The sequence below is a fragment of the Bartonella henselae str. Houston-1 genome, assembly GCF_000046705.1.
Taxonomy (GTDB): Bacteria; Pseudomonadota; Alphaproteobacteria; order Rhizobiales; family Rhizobiaceae; genus Bartonella; species Bartonella henselae.
In genome coordinates, this window is record NC_005956.1 from 1,131,108 (window position 1) to 1,152,439 (window position 21,332).

The window sequence follows — 21,332 nt, forward strand, 5'->3', positions numbered from 1 at the left end:
CATGTCTATTTTACAAACAAGACAACGATGATGCTTTGTTTCTACATTCAAAAGCAACTGTTAGAATAATTTTTAAAAGGATTTGTCTTAATTAAAAAACTGAATGTGCTGAATTTGATGGTGAAAGTGATCACGTTCATCTTCTTATCAACTATCCATCTAAAGTAATAATATCTACACTCGTTAACAAGTTTAAAAGATATTGCGAGCAGAGTATTAAAGTAGAAAAAATCCCTTATCACTTAAAAAAGTTATGGGGCAATAACCTTTGGTCACCATCCTATTTTGCTCGTAACTGTGGAGGCCGCATTAATTGACACTATTTGTCAATATACTTAACAGCGGAACACACCTGATGTATGAAATTATATATCTTATATCCCCCTAAAAAACGATATTCTAAAACATAATAAAATAAAAAAACTGTAGAAAAAAATTATAAATGATATCCACAAATTCATCACTAAAAACACAATTCTTTCATAACGATTACTTATCAAGAGCTTTCTTCATAACAAGTGATATAGATAACATCTTAATCAAATTTACAAAAAACTGAACAAATTAAACAGAACAAACTACAAAAATCCTTCTTTTATCCTGCCCTATTCTGTCTCACCCTCATGCTCATCAAAAGCCAAAAGATTAAAGCTTTGTACCATATGAGGCGGTAAAGGTGCAACGATATCCAATATCCCCCCTGAAGGATGAGGAATACGAATCCGGCGTGCATGAAGATGAAGGCGATTTTGAATTCCCCCCGGTAACGTCCAATTACTATCAGAAAAAAAATATTTTGCATCACCGATAATAGGGTGATCCATATGGGCAGCGTGTACACGTAACTGATGTGTTCTCCCAGTATAAGGTTCCATTTCAAGCCACGAAAGAGCTCTCCCTCGCGTATCTACAACGCGATAGTAAGAAACTGCATGGTAAGAATCCGGCTCCCCATGTTCACAAACCCGCATTTTATCAACTTGTGTACTGATATCCTTAACCATCCATGTTGAAATTTTATCTTGCTTTTTTTTAGGCACTCCCCGAACTAATGCCCAATAAGTCTTTTTCGTTTCGCGTGTTCTAAAAGCCGTCGTTAAAGCCTGTGCAGCCCCTCTTGACCGTGCAACAATCAGGACACCTGATGTCTCACGATCAAGACGATGAACCAAACGCGGTTTTTCGCCTTTTTTATTACGCCATACCCTAAGCATACTATCCACATGACGCGTTAAACCAGAGCCACCCTGTACAGCTAAACCAGCTGGCTTGTTAAAAACAAAAATCTTTGGATCTTCATAAAGCAGCATTTTTTTCAAAATGACTTCATCATCCTGTCCCCGAAGTGTTTTATCCGTTACAGGAAGGCTTCCCATGTCATTAACAGGTAAAGGCGGTATGCGCACAACTTGCCCCATAAGAAGACGCGTATCAGCCTTAACACGCCGACCATCAATTCGTATCTGGCCAGAACGCAACAATTTCTGCAAATGCCCAAATCCAAGTCCTGGATAATGCGCTTTAAACCAACGATCTAAGCGCATTCCGCTTTCATCTACCTCAACCTTTTTTATTTCTACACCTGCCATGAAAGTTTCCTTGCCCAGTAATTTTATCAAATAATTTTGCTAAATAATTTTATTGACCCATGTTGCACCCTACTCTTATAAATACGAGAATCCATATTCTATAGGATTGGTTTTATCACACCATATTACAATCAGTATCCAAAATTGCATTTTTTTATTGTCAAAATTTTATTAACTCAAAGCCTAGCGATTACAATCGACATTTTATACTTGCAACAGCTAGTGGAGATGATCACCTGTGTCCCTATTTAGAACCTATGCACGTGTCCTCACTTATCTAAATAAAGAAAAAAATGCATCCCTTTTAATCTGTTCTGCTAATGTTATGTTAGCTATTATCACCATTGCAGAACCCATTTTATTTGGACACGTCATTGACTCCATTGCAGAAAAATCAGCTATTATCCCAACTCTTACGATTTGGGTATGTTTTGGTATTTCCCATATTCTTGCTTACGTGCTTATTGCTCGCGGTGCTGACCGCTTAGTACATAGACGTCGCTTAGCCGTTTTAACGGAATCTTTCGAACGTATCATCGCTATGCCTTTAATCTGGCATCAACAGCGCGGAACATCTAATGCTCTCCATATACTTTTACGCGCCGTAGACTCTATGGCAACCATATGGCTTGATTTTATGCGTCAACATCTCTCAACTCTTGTTGCATTATTCGTTCTCATCCCCATAGCTTTTAACATGAATTGGCGTCTTTCAATAGTTTTGGTTGTTCTCGCCATCATCTATGTATTAATTGCACGTTTAGTGATGCGCAAAACAAAAGATGGTCAAGCCGCTGTAGAATGCTATCATCATAACCTTTTTCAACATGTCAGTGATTCAATCTCTAATGTTTCAATTGTACAAAGCTATAACCGAATAAAGGAAGAAACCTCCATATTGCATCAGCATACAAACGATCTTCTTAAAGCACAAAATCCTGTTCTCAATTGGTGGGCTCTTGCCAGTGGCTTAAATCGAATGGCTTCAACCATTTCAATAGTTTGTGTCCTTCTTCTTGGAGCTTTTTTTGTAGCAAAAGGCCAATTACGTGTAGGCGAAGTTGTTTCTTTTGTAGGATTTGCACAATTAATGATTAGTCGTCTTGATCAAATGAGCAATTTCATTAATTTAACCATATCCTCACAAGCAAAACTGCAAGAATTCTTCGCAATGGAAGACTCAACCTTTCAGAGCAAAGAACCTGAAAATCTCCCTTCTTTGCAAAATGTCAAGGGTGCGATACAATTCCATCACGTAACCTATAAATTCCCAAATTCCTCTCAAGGTATTTTTGACATTTCCTTTGAGGTTAAAACAGGACAAACTGTCGCGATTGTAGGACCAACAGGTGCTGGTAAAACAACATTAATCAATTTATTACAACGCATATACGATCCCACACTTGGACATATTTCCATTGATGGAATAAATATACGCTCTGTTAATCGTGAATCCTTACGCAAATCCCTAGCAACGGTGTTTCAAGATGCTGGTCTTTTCAATCGTACTATTCACGACAATATCTCGATAGGAAGAACAACCGCAACGAATGAAGAACTTTATGAAGCAGCAAAAATAGCAGCTGCTCATGATTTTATTTTGAAAAAAACCGATCGTTACAATACAATGATTGGCGAGCAAGGTTCTCAATTGTCAGGTGGAGAAAAGCAACGATTAGCAATTGCACGCGCTGTTTTAAAAAATGCACCTATTCTTATTCTAGATGAAGCAACCAGTGCTCTTGATGTTGAAACAGAAGCGCGCGTTAAAGATGCTCTTGATTGCATAAGTCACAACCGCACCACTTTTATTATAGCACACCGCCTTTCAACAGTACGAAATGCTGATCTTGTGCTTTTTCTAGAACAAGGTCACTTAATTGAAAAAGGAAGTTTTCAAGAATTAATTGCTAAAGGTGGCCGCTTCTATAAACTGTTAAAAGCCGGTAGTTTGGCCATCAATCAACCAACGATAGAAACAAAAGATGAAAATGTGATCCCTCTGCATGAAGCCATCGCATCATAGACTAAGCTCTCCAGCTTTAAAGAAGAAGCGTATTTAAAACACAAAATCCCCTTAACAGATCGCAAAGCAAGGCAACACAGATTAGAGATTATCCTTCAAGAGAGGCTTTAAGGACCGCAAGTGCTTCATCAGCCTTATTACCTTTGGGACCGCCAGACTGCGCCATATCAGGGCGTCCACCACCGCCTTGACCACCAAGAATACCTGAAAGAATACGTACCAAATCAACAGCATTCAACTTATGCGTTAAATCATCAGTAACCCCAAGAACAGCACTCCCCTTACCATCTTCTGAAACACCAATGAAGGCAACAACTCCAGAGCCAATTTTCTTCTTCCCAGAATCTACTAATGTCTTAAGATCCCGTGGCGAAATATTTTTAACAACACGTCCCATAAAAGAAATGCCATTGATGATGGTAATATCCTCTTGATCACTTTTTACTATCCCGCCACTTAGCACACTCTTTTTGCGTTCGTCATTCAACTCTTTTTCAAGTTTACGACGATCCTCAAGCAAAATCCGCACACGTTCTTCCACATCAGTAGCAGAAGTTTTTAAAAGATCAGCAATTTCATGGACACGCGCATCTTGACGGCTGAGATAGAGACGTGCAGCTGTACCTGTTAAAGCTTCAATACGGCGAACTCCAGCAGCTACAGAACTTTCAGAAACAATATGAATCAAACCAATATCGCCTGTTCTTTCCACATGTGTTCCTCCACAAAGCTCAATTGACCAACGGCTTTTTAATTTTCCTTTTTCAAGCCGGTTTCCCATAGAAACAACACGCACTTCATCGCCATATTTCTCACCAAAGAGTGCCATTGCTCCTTCAGAAATCGCATCATCCACGAGCATGAGACGTGTTGTTACCTCACTATTTTGCAAAACAATCTCGTTTGCTAAATCTTCTATTTTTTCCAATTCTTCCAAAGAAACAGACTTTGGGTGAGAAAAATCAAAACGCAATCGATCCGGCGAGACAAGAGAACCCTTCTGTGTAACATGAGATCCCAATACTTGACGTAAAGCTTCGTGTAATAAATGAGTAGCAGAATGGTTCACACGAATTTTTTTACGACGAACACCATCAACGGTTAATTCTACACACTCAGACATCCTTGCTTGACCAGATTTAACTTCTCCAATATGGATAAAAACACCATCAGCTTTTTTCTGGGTGTCATGGACTTCAAAAACAAAATTTTTACCAGAAATAGTACCACTATCACCAATCTGCCCACCAGATTCACCATAAAAAGGTGTTTGATTCACGACAAGGATGGCTTTCTGCCCCGAAGAAATATCATCAACAATTTCACCATCACGTACAAGAGCTGTAAGAATACCTTCAGATTTTTCTGTTTCATAACCTAAAAATTCTGTAGCTCCCAGCTGATCACGAACAGAAAACCAAATGGCCTCAGTTACAGTTTCACCAGAACCAGACCAATTGGCACGTGCTTTCGCTTTTTGACCTTCCATCGCTTTATTAAAAGCCGCAACATCAACGGATATTCCACGGCATCGAAGAGCATCTTGCGTCAAATCAAGCGGAAAACCATAGGTATCATAAAGCTTAAACGCAATTTCACCATTTAAGTGATCCCCTTCTTTAAGATCGGTACTTGCTTCACTTAACAAACCAAGTCCTCGTTCAAGCGTTTTACGAAAACGTATTTCTTCTAACTTTAAAGTTTCTGAAATCAAAGATTCAGCACGCACCAATTCCGGATAAGCTTGTCCCATTTCATGAATTAAAACAGGCAAAAGCCGCCACATTAAGGGTTCTTTCGCACCAAGAAGATGTGCATGACGCATAGCACGACGCATGATGCGACGTAAAACATATCCCCTTCCTTCATTGGAAGGAAGAACACCATCAGCAATCAAAAATGCAGAAGAGCGAAGATGATCAGCAATGACACGATGGCTCGCAATAAAATCCCCCGTTGCCTTAACCCCTGTAATTTCCTGTGAGACAGCAATTAACGCACGAAAAAGATCAATGTCATAATTATCGTGCCCCCCCTGTAAAACAGCAGCAATACGCTCTAATCCCATACCTGTATCAATAGAAGGATGAGGCAACTCAACACGCTTTTCCTTATTTACCTGCTCATATTGCATAAAGACCAGATTCCAAATTTCAATAAAGCGATCACCATCCTCATAAGCACTTCCAGGCGGTCCACCCCAGATTTCATCACCATGATCGTAAAAAATCTCCGAACAAGGACCACAAGGTCCTGTGTCTCCCATTGCCCAAAAATTATCAGCCGTCGCGATACGAACAATTTTTTCGTCTGGAAGACCTGAGATTTTACGCCATAATTCAGTAGAAACATCATCATTATGATAAACTGTCACCAACAATTTGTCTTCTGGAAGACAAAATTCCTTCGTTAAAAGATTCCATGATAAAAAAATGGCTTCTTCTTTGAAATAATCACCAAAAGAAAAATTACCCAACATTTCAAAAAATGTATGATGGCGTGCCGTATAGCCAACATTGTCAAGATCATTATGCTTTCCACCCGCACGGACACATTTTTGTGCTGTTGTTGCCTGCTTATAAGGACGCTGTTCAAGTCCAGTAAAAACATTTTTAAACTGCACCATTCCTGCATTTGTAAACATGAGTGTAGGATCGTTACGCGGAACAAGTGGGCTAGAAGAAACAATCTTATGCCCATTAAGCTGAAAATAATCCAGAAAAGTTGAGCGGATACTATTAACGCTATTCATATCGACACCTGCAGAATACAGCATAAAACGCTAAAAGCAAAATCGCCTCTCATTAAATATCCCCTTTGCCACACCTGGAGTCGATTTAATAAAAAAGTGGAATACTTTTTTAAAAAAGTTAAGAAATAAGCGATTTTATCTTCAAAAAGCTTACAAATAAAAACAGAAAAATTTTAAATGAAGGAATTGTACTCAAAAAAACACGCCATCAAATGACCTCATCACTTTCTGTATTTTCTGATCCTGCATTTTCTAACAATTCAATTGCAATTAAACCAGCATTTTGACGCAAAGCCGTTTCGATCTCTGTAGCTATTTCTGGATGTTCGCGTAAAAACTGCTTCGCATTCTCTCGTCCCTGCCCTAAACGTTGAGAATTATAAGAGAACCACGAACCAGATTTTTCTACAGTACCAACTTTGACCCCCAAATCAATCAACTCACCTAATTTGGAAATACCTTCACCATAAATAATATCAAACTCAACCTGTTTGAATGGAGGTGCCAACTTATTTTTGACCACTTTAACACGGGTCTGATTTCCAACGATCATATCCCTATCTTTAATAGAGCCAATGCGGCGAATATCCAAACGAACAGAAGCATAAAACTTTAAAGCATTTCCGCCCGTTGTCGTTTCAGGAGAACCAAACATCACCCCAATTTTCATACGAATTTGATTAATAAAAATGACCATACAGTTAGAGCGGAAAATCGATGCAGTGAGTTTCCGCAAAGCTTTGCTCATTAACCGAGCTTGCAATCCAGGCAAAGCATCTCCCATTTCACCATCAATTTCCGCACGCGGTGTCAAAGCGGCTACGGAATCAACAACGAGCACATCAACAGCACCAGAACGAACCAATGTTTCTGTAATTTCTAACGCCTGTTCACCCGTATCTGGTTGAGAAATGAATAAATTTTCTAAATCAACACCAAGCTTACGCGCATAAATAGGATCAAGAGCATGTTCCGCATCAATAAAAGCACAAACTCCACCATTTTTCTGTGCCTCAGCAATAGCATGGAGAGCTAATGTTGTTTTTCCAGAACTTTCTGGTCCATAAATTTCAACAATACGCCCCTTTGGTAATCCACCAACACCCAAAGCAATATCCAAAGATAATGAACCAGTTGGTATTGTTTCAATTTCAACAACCTGCTCTTTTTGCCCAAGACGCATAATTGAGCCTTTACCGAAGGAACGTTCAATTTGTGAGAGAGCAGCATCGAGAGCTTTTATTTTATCCACGATTATATCCTTGACCGATTCACAATAATCTAATATCCACTGTACACTGTTATTTTAGATAAACTAAAGTCTTCAGTTGAGATTTTCACAGACTATTTCCATTTCTATCTCCCATATTGTGTCCACAACATTTCGCCTCAATGATGGAAAAAGTTGGCATTCCTTATATTATAACACCAATACACTTTAAAAAAATACCTGCCTATTAAAGGAGAGAAACTGACATATTTATATATCTCCTCTCGAAAAGAAACAATTTAAATTTTAACACGATGCTTTATAAATAACCCTCCTAATATTTCTTTATAAGCACTTAACGAAGTGTAATTCTTAGCCCCCCACATTGATAACCCCAAAATTGATCTGCAAACAAAACTTCGTACACCGCACACAACTGAAACCAAAAATATAAAACAGCCCACGAATTACAGCTAAACAATTATTTCTCAAATCTGATTTTAAGCCTATATGAACTTTTATACAAAAAGCAGAGCTTTTATTCTACGAAGAATAATAAGCGTTTAAGACATAACATAGACAATGAATAAAATTATAATCACACAATTGATGTAAAATAGGTTCAAGACCAATAAAAAACTTGTCTCAACTAAAATTTCATTTTTGATTAGCGCGTTTTTTGCGCAATTGCTTCCACCACTCAAGACGCTTTGCAATCTCACGCTCAAAACCACGCTCAACTGGTTGATAATAACTCTGACGCCCAAGTTTTTCAGGAAAATATTCCTGTCCCGAAAAAGCATCTGGTTCATCATGATCATAACAATAACCATGCCCATACCCTTCTTCCTTCATAAATTTTGTAGGTGCATTAAGAATATGCTTAGGGGGAGGCAAAGAACCATTTTTGCGTGCACAACGCATAGCTGCCTTATACGCAAGATAGGTTGCATTTGATTTTGGTGCCGTTGCAACATAAAGACATGCTTGTGCTAAAGCCAACTCTCCCTCTGGTGATCCTAAATAATCGTAAGCATCCTTTGCAGCATTACAAATGACAAGAGCTTGCGGATCTGCCAAACCAACATCTTCAACAGCCATACGAACTAATCTTCGCCCAATATAAAGAGGATCTTCACCAGCATCAAACATACGTGCCAAATAATAAAGTGCAGCATCAGGATCAGATCCACGAACTGATTTATGTAACGCTGAAATGAGATTATAGTGACCATCTCGTCCTTTATCATAAATTGGAGCACGACGTTGAACGATTTTTCGCAAAGCAGCAGCATCAAATATCTCTCCCGGTCGCGCAACCGACCAAACTTCCTCTGCCAATGTTAACGCTGCCCGTGCATCACCATCAGACATGTCTATCAAAACGTCTCTGGCGTTATCATCCAAGGGAAGAGTTTTTTCTTCCAATGCCTCAGCACGTTTCAAAAGCATGCCCAAACTTTCATTGTCATGTGGAAGAAATGTCAAAACACGTGCACGAGAAAGAAGGGCAGCATTAAGTTCAAACGAAGGATTCTCCGTTGTTGCCCCTATAAGAATAACAGTACCATCTTCCATAACGGGAAGAAAACTATCCTGCTGTGCACGATTAAAGCGATGAATTTCGTCGACAAACAAAACTGTTTGACTTCCAGACATAAAACGCGCCTGAGCACTTTCAAAAATCTTCTTAAGCTCAGCAACCCCAGTAAAAATAGCAGAAACTTGTTCAAAAGCGAAATTTGTTTCAAGTGCTAATAAACGCGCAACTGTTGTTTTTCCTGTCCCTGGAGGCCCCCAAAAAATCATCGAACCAATTGAGCCAGCTGCCACTATCCGTGAAAGCAAACCTTTCTCTCCTACCAAATGACTTTGTCCCGTTACATCATTAAGGGAGTGAGGACGCATCCTTTCTGCAAGCGGCTGCTTTTTATAAACCCGATGATCAAAAGACGAAATAAAAAGATCTTTATTCAAAAAAAACCTCAGCGAATAAATTGGCGAATATACATACCATCACGTTCATATTCCAATTGCCAAACCCGCGGACGATCTTGCATAAGAATCTTTTTCAACTGACTGACCGTTTGAATCTTATGACCATTAATAACCCGCAAAATATCCCCAGTACGAAAAATCCCAGCAGCATTGCTCATTTCATCAAGATTGCTAATCACAACACCTTTTGCAGATGTAGAAAGATGAAAACGTCGACTATTTTGCGGTGTTAAATCTAACACTTCAGCACCAGAAAGAGGACCTTCATCAATAATTTTTTCAGATTTTGAAAATGCATCCGGTATTGATGAAATAGTTATTTTCGTCTGAAAAGTTTTTCCACTTCTTAAATATTCTAAAACAAGGCTATCTCCAATACCAGCTGTCATCAAACGATATCCAAGACTATCTGGGCTATCAACCCGTATCCCTTGCACACTTAAAATAACATCACCTACTCTTAAACCAGCTTTTTTAGCAGGACTATCTTTTATAACTTCGATGACAAGAGCACCATAAGGGCGTTCTAAGCCTAAGCCACCAGCAATATCAGGGGTAACATTTTGAAAAGACGCCCCAATATAAGGGGGCACAAAATATTTTCCACCACGTCTAACAGTATCAAGCATCACTTTTACAAGATTTGCTGGAATAGCAAAGCCAATCCCTACCGAACCACCTGAACGCGAATAAATAGCCGTATTAATTCCAATTAACTGTCCTTTCATATCAATCAAAGCCCCACCGGAATTCCCTGGATTAATGGCCGCATCTGTTTGAATAAAAAAGTCAAAATCAGAAATACCAACACGTGTACGCGCTTGTGCTGAAACAATACCACTTGTAACCGTTTGACCAACACCAAAAGGATTACCAATTGCTAAAACAAGATCGCCCACTTTAACTGCATCAGAATCTCCCAAAGGAAGAACAGGAAACTGCGCCTCCTTGGCATCTATTTCCAGCACAGCAATATCGGTTGCCTCATCTTTTAGCATAACCTTACTTTCAAATTCCCTCCCATCAGAAAGAGCAACTTTAATTTCGTTTGCATCCTTAATGACATGGTAATTCGTAACAACTAAACCACGCTTATCTACAATCACTCCAGACCCTAATGAAGATTGCTTACGTACAGGCAAATTATTTTGAAAACGACTAAAAAATTGCTCAAAAAATGGATCACCTTCAAAAGGGGAACGTGCTCTAATTTGTCGAGCTGCATAAATATTCACAACAGATGGAATAGTCTTTTTAACTAAAGGAGCAAATGAAAGAGTGATTTCTTTTTGTGTTTGTGGAATTTCAGCATAAGCACAATGAAATGATATCTGTGCCATAATCGCCCAAAAAAACCACCCTACAAAAGAATACCTCATGACTTTCTCCTTAAAAAAACTAACAACTAGCCTACTCTTTAACATTAATAGGATATAAGAAAACCTCTCATATTGCATAAGCTAAAAACATTCATTAATATTTATAATGAAGAAGAAAAACAACCATTTGAGCAATAAATATTATAAAAATCATATAATTCAATATATTGTAATCTTTTCACTTTATTTCCTTTTTGAGTAAAATTATCTTCAAAGTGGTCACAAAAAAAACCGCCCTGGAAAGGCGGCTTTCTAAAATTTAACAGAAAGAAAACGCTCTATTTTCATGAAGAAGCTTCTTTTTCATTTGCAGAACTTTCTGTACGCACACGATCTACAGCGCCCTTCGCATCAACATCACGATCAACAAACTCTATAACAGCCATGGGCGCATTATCGCCAGTACGAAAACCTGCTTTCATAATACGCAAATATCCACCATTGCGCGACGCATAACGAGGAGCAAGGGTATCGAATAACTTTGCAACTTTCCCTGCATCACGAAGTGAAGCTATTGCTTGTCGACGGGCATGCAAACCTCCGCGTTTACCAAGCGTAACTAACCTTTCAACAATAGGACGAATTTCTTTAGCTTTTGGAAGCGTTGTCACAATTTGCTCATGTTCGATTAGCGAAATCGCCATATTTGCAAACATTGCTTTACGGTGACTGGCAGTCCGGTTCAACTTGCGACCTGACTTACTATGGCGCATAAACCTTCTCCTTAAATTTTAACGTTAATACTGATCTTCATAGCGTTTAGCAAGATCATCAATGTTCTCAGGTGGCCACGTAGGAACTTCCATACCAAGATGTAATCCCATACATGCCAAAACTTCTTTAATTTCATTTAACGACTTGCGACCAAAGTTTGGTGTACGAAGCATTTCAGATTCTGTTTTTTGGATAAGATCACCAATATAAACAATATTATCATTCTTAAGACAATTTGCCGAACGAACTGAAAGCTCTAATTCATCCACTTTCTTGAGAAGCGCGGGATTAAAAGCAAGCTCTGAATTAGACTCTTCAACAGTTGGCTTCTCTGGCTCCTTAAAATTGATAAACAACGCTAATTGATCCTGAAGGATACGTGCTGCAAAAGCAAGAGCATCCTCTCCATTAACAGCACCATTCGTTTCAACTGTAAGCGTTAATTTATCATAATCCAGAACTTGACCTTCACGGGTATTCTCTACCTTATAAGACACTTTACGAATTGGTGAATAAAGACTATCAACTGGAATAAGACCTATTCGCGCATCATCAATACAATTGCGATCAGAGGGCACATAACCTTTCCCTGTATTAACAATAAATTCCATACGAATCTCAGCATCCTCATCAAGAGTACAGATAACATGATCTGGATTCAAAATTTCCATATCTCCAACGGTACTGATATCCCCAGCTCTCAGAACACCAGGGCCCTCTTTACAAACAACAATACGTTTAGGCCCCTCTTCTCGCATACGAAGTGCAATTTCTTTGATATTCAAAATAATATCTGTAACATCCTCACGAACACCCGGAATTGATGAAAATTCATGTAAGACACCATCAATCTGTACAGCAGTAATTGCAGCACCACGAAGTGATGACAATAATACGCGACGAAGCGCATTGCCTAATGTTAAGCCAAAACCCCGCTCAAGAGGCTCCACAATCACGCTTGAAATATTCGGATTATCATGTTTAGAAAACTCAACCTTATTGGGTTTAATGAGTTCCTGCCAGTTTTTCTGGATCATATTTTTATTCCCGTTCTTTAGTTCCGCTACCATTCAATTGTAACGGACAATGTGAACATCAGAGAAGCCTCCGACAACGAAAAACAACACCCAATTAAACACGCCGCCTTTTCCGTGGACGACATCCATTATGAGGAATCGGCGTTACATCACGAATTGAAGTAATAATAAAACCGACAGATTGTAATGCACGCAGAGCTGATTCACGACCTGATCCAGGACCGCAAACCTCAACTTCTAATGAACGCATACCATGTTCCTGCGCCTTTCTAGCACAATCTTCTGCAGCCACCTGCGCTGCAAAAGGCGTAGATTTACGTGAACCTTTAAACCCCTGAGCACCAGCGGAAGACCAGGCAATTGCATTTCCCTGAGCATCAGTAATGGTAATCATTGTATTATTAAATGTTGAATTGATATGCACAACACCGGATGAAATATTTTTGCGCTCGCGGCGACGAACACGTGTGGCTTCCTTGGCCATAGCTTTCCTTCCAACGATCTCTGCACTGCCGTAACACCAGCAGCTCCACCTAATTTATTCTTGTTAAAAATTCTTAACAAGAAATAGAACACTAAAAAAAACAAAAGCCTTCTTTAAAGAGACTCTTATTTTTCCTTATCGGCAATTGCTATTTTTTCTTACCGGCAATTGCCTTAGCCGGTCCTTTACGAGTGCGCGCATTTGTATGCGTACGCTGCCCACGAACAGGTAAAGAACGGCGATGACGTAATCCTCGATAACAACCAAGATCCATCAAACGCTTAACATTCATTGCAACCTCACGGCGAAGATCTCCCTCAACTTGATAACCCTGATCTATCGCCTCACGAATCTGCAACACTTCTGCATCGGAAAGCTCATGCACACGACGCCCTATAGGAATGCCAACCTTTTTAGTAATTTCTTGAGCAAATTTTGGTCCAATCCCGTGGATATACTGAAGCGCAATAATCACACGCTTATTTGTCGGGATATTGACGCCAGCAATACGAGCCACGCCTGTTCTCCTTGATTATATTGACAATTAACCATAAAATACCTGATGTACTTTACAGAAGAAACAGATCCGGCAATAAACATTTTCCGAATCCTAATCATTTTAATGAAATAGATTAAAGCAGTTTTTGATAGATTTCACCCAAAAAGTCAACTCTTTTCATTTATTTCTAAAAAAATCCCTATTTAAGAACCTCTCTAATTTTGCGTGATACCTCAGTAACACCAATCATTCCATCAACTAGCTTCAATAATCTCCTTTGCAAATAAAATTCCGACAAAGGAGCTGTCTTCTCACGATATTCCACTAATCGTTTTGCAAAAGCAACAGGATTATCATCCGAACGGACCTGTCCACCGGCAATTATTGTTTCCTGAACACGCTTCTTCATTCGTTCAAGCAATGCATCTTCATCAACAATTAACTCAATAACGGCATCAAGCTGCATATTTTTTGACTGTAAAACCTGTTGCAAAACTTCTGCCTGTCCTACAGTGCGCGGATATCCATCCAAAACAAAACCGTTTATACAATCAGATTCGTCAATGCGATCGGATACAATTTGATTAACAATACTATCAGAGACCAAAGTACCAGCATTGATCATAGCTTTAGCTTTCTTGCCAATTTCCGTTTCTCTGCGAATAACTTCACGCAACATATCGCCTGTTGATAACTGAGGGATGTGATATTCCTCACACAACATCTTAGCTTGTGTACCTTTTCCAGCTCCAGGAGGACCTAAAAGAACAATCCTCATCGATTCCTTCTGCCTCCACGAAGTTTTGACTTTTTAATCAATCCTTCATATTGGTGTGCCACAAGATGTCCCTGAATTTGGGCAACTGTATCAAGCGTAACAGTAACAACAATCAACAAAGACGTCCCTCCAAGATAAAAAGGAACCTGTAGTGCGGATATCATAAATTCCGGCAACAAACAAACCAAAATAATATAAATAGCTCCCACAACAGTAATACGCGTCAAAACATAATCAATATACTCAGCTGTACGCTCGCCAGGACGAATTCCTGGAATAAAGCCAGAATGTTTCTTTAATTGATCTGCTGTATCACTTGGATTAAACACAATAGCTGTATAAAAAAAGCAAAAAAATGCCATCAAAATGGCATAGACAATCATATAAAGTGGCTGTCCGTGACCAAGAGAATAAGAAATAGCTTGAACCCATTGTGGCATTTTATCAGAAAAATTATTAACAGTTGCAGGTAATAACAACAAAGAGGAAGCAAAAATCGGTGGAATAACACCAGCAGTATTCAGCTTTAAAGGAAGATGTGACATATCACCTTGAAACATCTGGTTACCAACCTGACGTTTCGGATACTGAATAAGGATACGTCGTTGTGCTCGCTCAACAAAAACAATAATTGCGATGACAGAAACCGCAATAAAAATGATTGTTATGAACAAAAAAGTTGATAAATCAGCTTGACTATGAGCAGTCAAGAGTTGAGCAAAAGTAGAAGGGAGATTAGCCACAATACCTGTAAAAATAATAAGAGAAACCCCATTACCAACACCACGTGATGTAATTTGTTCGCCAAGCCACATGAGAAACATTGTCCCACCAACAAGGGTAATAACGGAAGAAATACGGAACATAAAACCGGGTTCTAAAACAATTTGAAGACCTGTTCCTATACCCGTTTCAAGAGCAACCGCAATACCAAACGCCTGTAAAATTGCCAATACCACTGTTACATAACGGGTATACTGATTAATAATTTTACGACCTAATTCCCCCTCTTTTTTAAGAGTTTCCAAAGAAGGAATAATGGAGGTGAGCAATTGCACAATAATTGACGCCGATATATAAGGCATAATTCCCAGTGCAAAAATTGCCATGCGCCCAACAGCACCTCCAGCAAACATATTAAATAAACCCAAAACGCCAGAAGCATGATGTTCAAATGTTTGCCGTAAAGCATCAATATTAATACCAGGAAGAGAAATATATGTACCAAAACGATACACAAGAAGCGCTCCCAAGGTAAACCAAATGCGCTTCTTTAACTCGGTCGCACGCGAAAAAGTACCGAAGTTTATATTGGAAGCAAATTGCTCTGCTGCTGATGCCATAAAACGTCTCCCGTCCACACTCCAGTTCTTTAAATCACAGAAGTATAATTCTAAAAACTCATACCTTTATAATATAATAAATGTAAAACCTAAACAATTCTCCCAAAAAGCTTCAAATGAAGTACACATATTTCCTTAGATAATCATTCAGATCAAAAAACTCGTCAAACAGTTTCAGGAAAATGAACCTGGCCGCCAGCTTTTTCAATTTTAAGACGAGCAGCTTTAGAAGCATAAGACACATTAAAAGAAATTTTCACTTTTAATTCACCATCAGAAAGAAGACGGACTCCATCTTTTACACGACGAATAATACCAGCTTCTTTCAGTGCAATAATATCAACAGGCTTCTCAATATTCAACTTCCCTGTATCAATCGCAGACTGAATACGCCCCAAGGAAACTTCGTTATAATCTTTTGCGAAAAAATTCCTAAATCCCCGCTTTGGCAAACGACGATAGATAGGCATTTGCCCACCTTCAAAACCATTAAGAGAAACACCAGAACGTGATCTTTGCCCTTTCACACCTCGACCACCCGTTTTACCAGTACCCGAACCAATACCACGCCCAACACGCTTACGATTCCTTATTGCACCTTTGCAATCACTCAGTTCATTGAGTTTCATCTTTTGTACTCCTGCGACCTTTAACTTTCATCTATAACACGAACAAGATGCTGAACTTTAGCGATCATCCCCCGTACGCAAAGTGTATCCTCTAAAACACGTCGCCGATGCATTTTATTTAATCCAAGTCCTTTCAAAGTCGCACGCTGAATCTGCGAATTCCGAATCGGACTTCCAATTTGTTCGACCGTCACAGTTTTACTACTCTGAGATTTTTTCTGAACCATTTCTTAATTCCTTTTCTGATAATCTCAGAAATTATCCTTCCGCATCAACTAAATGCTGACGACGTGCCTGCAAAGTCGAATATTTGATACCACGTTGAGCTGCAATATCTCTAGGATGCATCTGACGTTTTAATGCATCAAAAGTTGCGCGCACCATGTTATAAGGATTGGAAGACCCTAGTGATTTTGCAACAACATCTTGCATACCAAGGGTTTCAAAAATAGCCCGCATTGGTCCCCCAGCAATAATACCGGTACCTGCAGAAGCAGAACGCAATAAAACACGACCAGCTCCATGATGACCTTCAAGATCATGATGCAAAGTACGTCCAGAACGAAGTGGAACATAAATCATCCCACGCTTCGCAGATTCTGTAGCTTTACGAACTGCCTCTGGCACTTCACGTGCTTTACCATGACCAAACCCCACACGTCCTTTTTGATCTCCAACAACAACAAGGGCGGCAAAACCAAAACGCCGACCACCCTTTACAACCTTAGCAACACGATTGATATGAACAAGCCTATCGACAAATTCACTCTCACGTTCATCTCGCTCACTACGTTCTTTTTGTGCCATTCCTCATTCCTTTTTCTTTTCCGGAAGCACGTTAACACAGTCCCATTATCAAAGCAAAGGAACTTAAACGAAACGCCCTAAAATTTCTTTACCTCAATTTCTCCTAAATAAGGTACCTTAGAAGTTTAAACCACCCTCACGAGCAGCTTCAGCCAGAGCTTTTACTCTACCATGGTAAACATAGGCACCACGATCAAAAACCACTTCATTAACACCAGCTTTCTTGGCACGCTCAGCAATTAATTTACCAACAGCAAAGGCAGCTTCTTTATCAGAACCACTTTTTAACGATTTTTTCAAATCACCGTCAAGGGTAGATGCAGAAACAAGCGTACACCCACGCAAATCATCGATAATTTGAGCATAGATATTTTGATTTGAACGATAAATACTAAGCCGCAGACGATTACCAGAAACCATTTTAATTCTACGCCGAACACGCCTTGCACGACGCTGAATAATGTCCTTAGATGAAACCATGATGCAAAACCCTTATTTCTTTTTGCCTTCTTTACGAAAGATACGCTCATCTGCATGTTTAATACCTTTGCCTTTATAAGGTTCAGGCCTACGATATTCTCGAATTTCTGCTGCGACTTGCCCAACTTGCTGCTTATCAATTCCAGAAACAACAATTTCTGTAGGCTTAGGGATGCTCACAGTCACACCCGACGGCACTTTATAAATCACATCGTGCGAAAAACCTAACGATAACTGAATATCCTTACCCTGCAAAGCAGCACGATAACCAACACCGTTGATCTCCAACCTTTTTTCAAAACCATCCTTGACACCACAAAAAATATTCTCAATCATTGAACGCGACATACCCCATTTGGAACGCGCATCTTTTGATTGATCACGGGGAGAAACTGATATAAAACTTTCCTCAAGTTTAACTAAGACTTCATCATTGACAAGATAACTTAGTTCACCTTTTGGACCTTTTGCCTTAACCAACTGACCTTCGACAGTCGCGGTAACACCAGAAGGAACTGAAATGGGCTTTTTCCCAATACGAGACATTGTTCTAACCTATTTTTCTTCTGTTTTCTTGATACAACTTAGAAAACACGACAAAGAAGCTCTCCACCGACATTTTGTTTACGCGCTTCATAATCCGCCATAACGCCTTTAGGAGTTGATAAAATCGAAATACCAAGACCATTTGCCACGTGAGGAATTGACTTAGCAGAAACATATACACGACGGCCTGGCTTTGAAACACGTGAAATCTCACGAATAGCAGCCAATCCTTCAAAATATTTCAACTCGATTTCAATTTCAGACTTTCCATCACCTAAATCGACTTGATTATATCCGCGAATATAACCTTCCGACTGAAGAACATCAAGTACACGTGCACGAAGCTTAGAAGCAGGTGTAACTACTTTACCTTTTTTACGAGCAAGGGCATTACGAATACGTGTTAACATATCACCAAGAGGATCTGACATAGACATTGAGTAATCTCCTCTCACCAACTAGACTTAATAATACCGGGAATATGTCCCACAGAACCAAGTTCACGCAATGCAATTCGCGACATCTTTAACTTACGATAATAAGCCCGAGGACGCCCTGAAACTTCACAACGATTACGAACACGAACTTTTGCAGAATTACGTGGTAATTCTGCCAATTGAACAGAAGCTTTAAAACGCTCTTCAAGAGAAATCTTCTGATCCATAACTATCGCTTTTAAACGTGCACGACGTGCAGCATAACGCTTCACCATTATCTCACGACGCTTATTTTTCTCAACGGCACTTACTTTGGCCATAATCTTACCTCGCTACATTTGCCGTTACGAACGAAAAGGAAAATTAAAAGCACGTAACAATTCACGCGCCTCATCATCCGTTTTTGCTGTCGTACAAACGATAATATCCATACCCCAAATTTGATCAACTTTATCATAATTGATCTCTGGAAATACAATGTGCTCTTTAATACCCATGGCAAAATTGCCACGACCATCAAAGCTTTTCGGGTTCAGACCACGAAAGTCACGAACCCGCGGAAGCGCAATCGTAACAAGACGATCTAAAAACTCAAACATACGATCTTTACGCAATGTGACTTTAGCACCAAGTGGCATGCCTTCACGAACCTTAAAGGTTGCAATAGAATTACGTGCACGAGTAACAACAGCCTTCTGACCCGTTATGAGTCCCAAATCTTCAGCAGCAATAGACGGTTTCTTGGAATCGGCAGTTGCCTCACCAATTCCCATATTAATCACAATTTTATCAACCCGCGGAATTTGCATAACATTTTTATAATTAAACTTCTCTTGAAGTGTTTTACGAACCACTTCAAAATAATGCGTTTTCATGCGGGGTGTTTGTTTTTCCTCAGCCATTAATCAACTCTCCCGAACGCTTGGCAAAACGAACCTTATTACCATCTGCATTCACACGAAAACCCACACGCGTAGGTTTACCATCTTTAGGATCAGCAATGGCCAAATTAGATAAATGAATCGGAGCTTCTTTAGAAATAATCCCAGCTTCTTGATTTTGTGTTTGACGCTGATGACGTTTAATCATATTCACACCACGAACAAAAGCTCTATTTTCCTTCGGATTCACTTTAATCACTTCACCACTACATCCTTTATCCTTACCGGATAAAACAATAACTTTATCACCTTTTCGAATCTTCTGCATAACATTTGCTCCTTATAACACTTCAGGAGCGAGCGAGATGATCTTCATATGATTCCTAGCGCGAAGTTCGCGGGGAACTGGTCCAAAGATACGTGTACCGATCGGCTCTTTCTTATTATCCACCAAAACAGCAGCATTACCATCAAAACGAATAACACTACCGTCCGCCCGACGAATATCCTTAGCAGTACGAACCACTACAGCCTTCATCACATCACCTTTTTTAACACGGCCACGAGGAATAGCATCCTTAACCGAAACAACAATAATGTCACCGACCGAAGCATATTTGCGCTTTGAACCGCCTAACACCTTGATGCACATGACACGACGGGCACCGGAATTATCGGCAACGTCGAGGTTTGTTTGCATCTGAATCATGACCAACTACCTTCTCTTAACATTTATATCCGGTCATGCTTCTAACATACCCGGATCTGCCCGCCAAATAACTATAAAGCTTTCGCTCTCAAATTTACCAACAAAAAAATTACCGTTAAACTCTAAAATAATAAGCTTGGTTAACTACGCTACACTGTCTTTAACAACAATCCAACGCTTATCTTTCGAAATTGGTTTAGATTCCTGAATAAAAATTTGATCCCCAATCTTGAACTGATTACTCTCGTCATGTGCTTTATACTTTTTAGACTGCCTAACAGTCTTTTTGAGAAGTGGATGAGAATAACGGCGTTCCACTTTGACAACCACAGTTTTATCGTTTTTATCACTTACAACAACACCTTGCAAAACGCGTTTAGGCATCTCTTATTTCCTTAAACCTTATTTTCGTTTATCTTTTGACGAAGAAAAGTTTTAACACGCGCAATATCACGCCGAACCTGCTTAACACGCGAAACCTTTTCTAATTGCCCTGTCGCCTTCTGAAAGCGCAAATTAAACTGCTCTTTCTTTAATTTTACCAATTCATCTTTCATTTGGTCGAGCGTCTGCGCCCGTAACTCCCTGGCTCTCATCGCTTAACCTCTTTATTCAGCAATACGCTGGATGAAACGCGTCTTAATAGGTAATTTCGCAGCACCCAATCTTAAGGCTTCACGTGCCACGTCTTCGGGAATCCCATCAAGCTCAAACATGATACGTCCCGGTGCCACACGAGCTGCCCAATAATCGACACTTCCCTTACCTTTACCCATACGAACTTCGGTCGGTTTAGATGTAACTGGAAGATCCGGAAAAATACGAATCCACACACGACCAGAACGTTTCATATAACGTGTAATCGCACGACGCGCCGCCTCAATTTGGCGGGCAGTAATCCGCTCCGGTTCAACAGCTTTTAAACCATAAGCACCGAAATTCAAATCCGTACCACCTTTCGAAACACCATGAATACGACCTTTGAACTGTTTACGGAACCTTGTGCGCTTTGGCTGCAACATTGCTCTCTACTC

At 39.6% G+C, this 21,332-nt stretch carries 25 protein-coding genes and 1 pseudogene; 2 read left to right on the forward strand and 24 right to left on the reverse strand.

What is annotated here, in order from left to right:
* Nucleotides 1-107: 107 nt before the first annotated feature.
* A pseudogene (locus AYT27_RS09695) lies at nucleotides 108-317 on the forward strand (transposase); the annotation flags it as partial.
* 288 nt (nucleotides 318-605) lie between these two features.
* Here the strand turns inward: AYT27_RS09695 and AYT27_RS05205 are convergent.
* A complete protein-coding gene (locus AYT27_RS05205) occupies nucleotides 606-1,589 on the reverse strand; it encodes an RluA family pseudouridine synthase (protein ID WP_011180884.1) in 984 nt (327 codons plus the stop codon).
* A 238-nt stretch (nucleotides 1,590-1,827) separates the two neighbouring features.
* On the opposite strand from AYT27_RS05205, the gene AYT27_RS05210 reads away from it, so the two are divergent.
* A complete protein-coding gene (locus AYT27_RS05210) occupies nucleotides 1,828-3,615 on the forward strand; it encodes a glucan ABC transporter ATP-binding protein/ permease (RefSeq protein ID WP_011180885.1) in 1,788 nt (595 codons plus the stop codon).
* Between the two features lie 88 nt (nucleotides 3,616-3,703).
* Here AYT27_RS05210 and alaS read toward each other — a convergent pair whose 3' ends face one another.
* From alaS to rplP, 23 genes are all read right to left on the reverse strand, one after another.
* Nucleotides 3,704-6,367, reverse strand: coding sequence for an alanine--tRNA ligase (gene alaS / locus AYT27_RS05215; protein WP_011180886.1), 2,664 nt, complete (start codon nucleotides 6,365-6,367; stop codon nucleotides 3,704-3,706).
* Nucleotides 6,368-6,575: 208 nt separating this feature from the next.
* On the reverse strand, nucleotides 6,576-7,619 hold the full coding sequence (recA, locus tag AYT27_RS05220) for a recombinase RecA (protein ID WP_011180887.1): 1,044 nt from the start codon (nucleotides 7,617-7,619) through the stop codon (nucleotides 6,576-6,578).
* 615 nt (nucleotides 7,620-8,234) lie between these two features.
* Complete coding sequence (locus tag AYT27_RS05225; protein ID WP_011180888.1) at nucleotides 8,235-9,554, reverse strand: replication-associated recombination protein A; 1,320 nt, start codon at nucleotides 9,552-9,554, stop codon at nucleotides 8,235-8,237.
* Nucleotides 9,555-9,562: 8 nt separating this feature from the next.
* Entirely contained in the window at nucleotides 9,563-10,954 is a 1,392-nt protein-coding gene (locus AYT27_RS05230; protein WP_011180889.1) for a DegQ family serine endoprotease, read from the reverse strand.
* A 284-nt stretch (nucleotides 10,955-11,238) separates the two neighbouring features.
* Nucleotides 11,239-11,667: a 50S ribosomal protein L17 gene (gene rplQ, locus AYT27_RS05235; RefSeq protein ID WP_011180890.1), complete on the reverse strand. Its 429-nt coding sequence runs from the start codon at nucleotides 11,665-11,667 to the stop codon at nucleotides 11,239-11,241.
* A 24-nt stretch (nucleotides 11,668-11,691) separates the two neighbouring features.
* Nucleotides 11,692-12,705, reverse strand: coding sequence for a DNA-directed RNA polymerase subunit alpha (locus AYT27_RS05240; protein WP_011180891.1), 1,014 nt, complete (start codon nucleotides 12,703-12,705; stop codon nucleotides 11,692-11,694).
* A gap of 94 nt (nucleotides 12,706-12,799) precedes the next feature.
* A complete protein-coding gene (rpsK, locus tag AYT27_RS05245; RefSeq protein ID WP_011180892.1) occupies nucleotides 12,800-13,189 on the reverse strand; it encodes a 30S ribosomal protein S11 in 390 nt (129 codons plus the stop codon).
* 148 nt (nucleotides 13,190-13,337) lie between these two features.
* The gene (rpsM, locus tag AYT27_RS05250; RefSeq protein ID WP_004859152.1) at nucleotides 13,338-13,706 is read right to left on the reverse strand and encodes a 30S ribosomal protein S13; all 369 of its coding nucleotides are present in this window, start codon (nucleotides 13,704-13,706) and stop codon (nucleotides 13,338-13,340) included.
* Nucleotides 13,707-13,887: 181 nt separating this feature from the next.
* Entirely contained in the window at nucleotides 13,888-14,466 is a 579-nt protein-coding gene (locus AYT27_RS05255) for an adenylate kinase (protein ID WP_011180893.1), read from the reverse strand.
* On the reverse strand, nucleotides 14,463-15,809 hold the full coding sequence (gene secY, locus AYT27_RS05260; RefSeq protein ID WP_011180894.1) for a preprotein translocase subunit SecY: 1,347 nt from the start codon (nucleotides 15,807-15,809) through the stop codon (nucleotides 14,463-14,465). The genes AYT27_RS05255 and secY overlap by 4 nt, the downstream gene beginning before the upstream one ends.
* 164 nt (nucleotides 15,810-15,973) lie before the next feature.
* Nucleotides 15,974-16,438: a 50S ribosomal protein L15 gene (gene rplO / locus AYT27_RS05265; protein ID WP_011180895.1), complete on the reverse strand. Its 465-nt coding sequence runs from the start codon at nucleotides 16,436-16,438 to the stop codon at nucleotides 15,974-15,976.
* 20 nt (nucleotides 16,439-16,458) lie between these two features.
* On the reverse strand, nucleotides 16,459-16,665 hold the full coding sequence (rpmD, locus tag AYT27_RS05270; RefSeq protein ID WP_011180896.1) for a 50S ribosomal protein L30: 207 nt from the start codon (nucleotides 16,663-16,665) through the stop codon (nucleotides 16,459-16,461).
* 31 nt (nucleotides 16,666-16,696) lie between these two features.
* Complete coding sequence (gene rpsE / locus AYT27_RS05275) at nucleotides 16,697-17,245, reverse strand: 30S ribosomal protein S5 (RefSeq protein ID WP_011180897.1); 549 nt, start codon at nucleotides 17,243-17,245, stop codon at nucleotides 16,697-16,699.
* 117 nt (nucleotides 17,246-17,362) lie between these two features.
* Nucleotides 17,363-17,725, reverse strand: coding sequence for a 50S ribosomal protein L18 (gene rplR / locus AYT27_RS05280; protein WP_011180898.1), 363 nt, complete (start codon nucleotides 17,723-17,725; stop codon nucleotides 17,363-17,365).
* Between the two features lie 12 nt (nucleotides 17,726-17,737).
* Nucleotides 17,738-18,271 carry a 50S ribosomal protein L6 gene (rplF, locus tag AYT27_RS05285; protein ID WP_011180899.1) on the reverse strand — a complete coding sequence of 178 codons (534 nt, stop codon included), beginning with the start codon at nucleotides 18,269-18,271 and terminating at the stop codon, nucleotides 17,738-17,740.
* A 38-nt stretch (nucleotides 18,272-18,309) separates the two neighbouring features.
* Complete coding sequence (gene rpsH, locus AYT27_RS05290) at nucleotides 18,310-18,708, reverse strand: 30S ribosomal protein S8 (protein ID WP_011180900.1); 399 nt, start codon at nucleotides 18,706-18,708, stop codon at nucleotides 18,310-18,312.
* 14 nt (nucleotides 18,709-18,722) lie between these two features.
* Entirely contained in the window at nucleotides 18,723-19,028 is a 306-nt protein-coding gene (rpsN, locus tag AYT27_RS05295; RefSeq protein WP_011180901.1) for a 30S ribosomal protein S14, read from the reverse strand.
* 24 nt (nucleotides 19,029-19,052) lie between these two features.
* On the reverse strand, nucleotides 19,053-19,610 hold the full coding sequence (rplE, locus tag AYT27_RS05300) for a 50S ribosomal protein L5 (RefSeq protein WP_011180902.1): 558 nt from the start codon (nucleotides 19,608-19,610) through the stop codon (nucleotides 19,053-19,055).
* The gene (gene rplX / locus AYT27_RS05305; protein WP_011180903.1) at nucleotides 19,603-19,917 is read right to left on the reverse strand and encodes a 50S ribosomal protein L24; all 315 of its coding nucleotides are present in this window, start codon (nucleotides 19,915-19,917) and stop codon (nucleotides 19,603-19,605) included. Before rplX ends, rplE begins: the two co-directional genes overlap by 8 nt.
* A gap of 12 nt (nucleotides 19,918-19,929) precedes the next feature.
* Nucleotides 19,930-20,298 (reverse strand): 50S ribosomal protein L14, encoded by a 369-nt coding sequence (gene rplN, locus AYT27_RS05310; protein ID WP_011180904.1) that lies wholly within the window; start codon nucleotides 20,296-20,298, stop codon nucleotides 19,930-19,932.
* Between the two features lie 144 nt (nucleotides 20,299-20,442).
* A complete protein-coding gene (rpsQ, locus tag AYT27_RS05315; protein WP_011180905.1) occupies nucleotides 20,443-20,682 on the reverse strand; it encodes a 30S ribosomal protein S17 in 240 nt (79 codons plus the stop codon).
* Between the two features lie 11 nt (nucleotides 20,683-20,693).
* The gene (rpmC, locus tag AYT27_RS05320) at nucleotides 20,694-20,894 is read right to left on the reverse strand and encodes a 50S ribosomal protein L29 (protein ID WP_011180906.1); all 201 of its coding nucleotides are present in this window, start codon (nucleotides 20,892-20,894) and stop codon (nucleotides 20,694-20,696) included.
* Nucleotides 20,895-20,906: 12 nt separating this feature from the next.
* Complete coding sequence (gene rplP, locus AYT27_RS05325; RefSeq protein ID WP_011180907.1) at nucleotides 20,907-21,320, reverse strand: 50S ribosomal protein L16; 414 nt, start codon at nucleotides 21,318-21,320, stop codon at nucleotides 20,907-20,909.
* Nucleotides 21,321-21,332 lie beyond the last annotated feature (12 nt).